This is a genomic window from Candidatus Protofrankia californiensis (genome assembly GCF_900634765.1).
Classification (GTDB): Bacteria; Actinomycetota; Actinomycetes; order Frankiales; family Frankiaceae; genus Protofrankia; species Protofrankia californiensis.
In genome coordinates this window covers 6,815-10,127 of sequence record NZ_CAAAFT010000103.1, presented here as the reverse complement: position 1 = coordinate 10,127, position 3,313 = coordinate 6,815, and the positions used below count along the sequence as shown (strand labels likewise).

Here is a 3,313-nt window from a genome sequence, read left to right as displayed (position 1 = left end):
GACTGCTCGCGCACGACACCACGGCCCGGATCACCCTGCCGGCGGCGGGCGGAGGGGATCCGGTGGTCCGCATCAGCGCGGCGATGGCGCTGGTGGAACCCGTACTGGCCGAGGCCGACCACCACGCGATCGTCTCGTCGGTGCTACGCACCGCCGGGCGGCACTGCCTGGTGGTGCTGTTCACCGAGCTCGCGCCCGCGGTCATCGAAGAAGGTCTGCTGCCGGCGCTGCCGGCGCTGACCGCCCGGCACACCGTCGTCGTCGCGGCGGTGAGCGACCCACGCCTGACCGAGCTCGCGGCCGGCCGGGGTGACGTGCGTGCGGTCTACTCCGCCGCGGCGGCCGGGCAGGCGCTGCTGCGCCGGCGCCAGCTCGCCGGGCTGCTGCGCCAGCGCGGTGCGCAGGTCGTGGACGCCCCACCGTCGACCTACGCGGCAGCTGTCACCGACGTCTACCTGACGCTGAAGTCCACCGGAGGCCTGTGAGAGCCGAAAGCCGAAGACGGCACAGCCATGATCTTTTGTGCTGCCTTCGGCCCGCTGGAGCACCGGTCAAATAGTGCGAATCCCGCCCGCAGCCACCCGCACAGACCATGATCCATGCGAATTTGTTGCCGTGTACACTTTTGGCCACATTAACGTACACATCGACAAACTCGCGCCGATCTTCCGGGTGGCCAGCACTCATCGACGCATGCCACCGTTCGCCAGGCCACGCATAGTTACATGATCGACATCCTAGGCGGTCGGTGCGAGGTCCGCGGAGAGCTCCTTGTCCAGATCGCCGGACTCGCCCATGGCCACGGCACGACGGCCGTAGACCCGGATGTAACCAACGAACATCACCAGGGCGAACACGCCGACACCGATCCGGACTCCGGCCGGCAGGGATGACGGCGTCACGAACGCCTCGATCAGGCCGCTGAACGCCAGCGCGACCGCCAGCCCGAGCGAGATCACAACAGCGGCTCGGCCCTCGGCCGCCACTGCCTCCACCCGCCGGCGCGGACCCGGATCGATAATCGACCAGCCCAGCCGCAGACCGACCGCACCCGCGATGAAGACGACGGTCAGTTCCAGCATTCCGTGCGGCAGGATCAGGGTGAAGAACTGCGACGACTCGCCACAGCTAGCCATGTAACCGCCGACGATCCCCAGGTTGACGGAGTTGAACAGCAGCACCGCCAGGGTCGGCAGGCCCAGCAGCGCGCCGAAGGCAATGGCCGACGCGGCCACCCACGCGTTGTTCGTCCATACCTGTGCGGCAAACGAGGACGCGGGATTCTCCGAGTAGTAGTGGGCGAAGTCGGTCCGGCACAGTTGCTGCACCTCGGCCGGCGGAAGCAGGCCGCTGTAGGCGGCCGGGGTGTGCACCACCCACAGGCCGAGCGCCACGGCGACCGCGAGCGAGGCCCCGCAGGTAGCCAGGAACCACATACGCCGCGCATACACCGCCGCCGGAAACGTGACGGCGAAGTACCTGCCGACAACATGCCAGCTCGGGTCCCGCGCGCCGACGACAACGGAACGTGCCCGGGTGACCGTGCCGGCGAGGCTGTCGACCAGAACCGGGTCCGGACCGCGGCTGCGGATCACCGACAGGTGGGTCGCAGCCTTCTGGTAAAGCTCCACAAGCTCGTCGAGCTCCACCCCGGACATCCTGCGGGGCCGCGCCGCGCGCCGGACGAGATCCTCCAGGCGGGCCCACTCGGCACGATGGAGGCCGACGTACGCATCAAGATCCATCCGTACCGCCTCCCACCACACCCGGTACCCGGCAAACGTCACTACCCGGCACACGTCGGACGGGCGGAAACAGCTGAATGGATGATAATGGGAGGCCGATGTCTCAGGCGATCGCGGGACCCCCATGCCTCCGGCTACACCTCCCGGGGCCTCCGGCCGTACCCCCGGTACCCCGGAGCCTCCGGCCGTACCCCCCAGGGCCTCCGGCCACGCGGGAAGAATCATGATCGCACAGCCTTCGGCCCGACGGGAAGAACCATGATCGCACAACCTTCGGTCGGGTCGGGATGCCGTCACCGGACACCTACCGAACATTCACCGAACAGGACGAGCGTGACCAGGATCGCAACCACCGGGATCGGAGCCACCGCATGAGCCGATTCGTCACCGGTGAGGCGGTCACGATCGACCTGCGGGTCGCCCGGCTCGGCTCACGGATCATCGCCGGCCTCATCGACCTCGCCCTTCAGGCGGTCGCACTTGCCGTCACCGCCTGGGCTGCCTTCAGAGTCGTCGCCCCGGATGACGACGCGCTGGCATCCGCGGTCTATCTGGCCGTCGTGGTGCTGGTCGTGGTCGGCTACCCGGCCGCGGCGGAAACGGTCTGGCGGGGACGCAGCATCGGGAAGGCAGCCATGGGGCTGCGGGTCGTGCGGGATGACGGCGGGCCGGTCCGGTTCCGCCACGCGTTCGTCCGCGCCCTGCTCGGCGCCGTGGTCGAGCGGCCCGGTGCGCTGCTGGCAATCCCAGGAATGATCAGCATGCTGGTCTCCGGGCAATCCAAGCGGCTCGGGGATCTCCTCGCCGGAACGGTCGTCCTCCAGGAACGCATCCCGCACGGCAGAGCAGTGCCCGTGACAATGCCGCCGCAGCTTGCCGGCTGGGCCAGCACCCTCGACCTGTCCTCGTTCGAGGACGCCCTGGCGCTTGCGGTACGCCAGTTCCTCAACCGGGTCCAGGAGCTGTCACCACAGACACGTGAGCGGATCGGCAACCAGCTCGCCGCGTCGGTACACGCCGTCGTCACCCCCCCACCGCCACCGGGTACCCATCCCTGGGCGTACCTGTCGGCGGTACTTGCCGAACGCACCGCCCGCGCGCAGCGACGCGCCGAGCACACCGCACAGTGGCAGTTTGCCGGCGCACCCCCGACGCAGCCGGCGCAACCGTGGGGAGCCCAGCAGCAGTGGGGGGCCCAACCGAGGGCAGCCCAGCCATGGGCGGCCCAATCGTGGACGGCACAGCCGACCGGTCCGGGCGGCGACGTGGCCGAGGCCCCGGCGCCGGGGCCTTTCGTTCCCCCGAGCTGACCTGGTCTGCCGCAGGGCAAGCCTGCCGCAGACCAGGCCTGCTCCTGGATCAGGAGCCGTGCTCCCAGGAGTTGAGGTACGCCTCCTGAGCCGGCGTGAGGACGTCGATCGCGAGACCCATGGTCTCCAGCTTGAGCCGCGCGACCTCCTTGTCGATCTCAACCGGGACGTCGTGGACGCCCGGGGCCAGCGACTGCCAGTTCTTCGTCAGCCATTCCGCGGTCAGCGCCTGGTCGGCGAAGGACATATCCATGACCG

At 69.2% G+C, this 3,313-nt stretch carries 3 protein-coding genes and 1 pseudogene; 2 read left to right on the top strand and 2 right to left on the bottom strand.

Translation table 11 applies throughout. From position 1 onward, the window contains the following. Nucleotides 1-485 (top strand): annotated as a pseudogene (locus tag DD1DGNOD_RS06180) (DUF58 domain-containing protein); the annotation flags it as partial. A 252-nt stretch (nt 486-737) separates the two neighbouring features. Here DD1DGNOD_RS06180 and DD1DGNOD_RS06175 read toward each other — a convergent pair. Next, nucleotides 738-1,745, bottom strand: a complete 1,008-nt coding sequence (locus tag DD1DGNOD_RS06175; RefSeq protein WP_131765767.1) for a stage II sporulation protein M — start codon at nt 1,743-1,745, stop codon at nt 738-740. 371 nt (nt 1,746-2,116) lie between these two features. Between DD1DGNOD_RS06175 and DD1DGNOD_RS06170 the strand changes: the two genes are divergently transcribed. Next, nucleotides 2,117-3,055 (top strand): RDD family protein, encoded by a 939-nt coding sequence (locus DD1DGNOD_RS06170; RefSeq protein WP_131765651.1) that lies wholly within the window; start codon nt 2,117-2,119, stop codon nt 3,053-3,055. A gap of 49 nt (nt 3,056-3,104) precedes the next feature. Here the strand turns inward: DD1DGNOD_RS06170 and DD1DGNOD_RS28845 are convergent. Beyond that, nucleotides 3,105-3,313: adenosylhomocysteinase (locus DD1DGNOD_RS28845; protein WP_241255505.1), on the bottom strand; the 209-nt coding region annotated here is incomplete at its 5' end.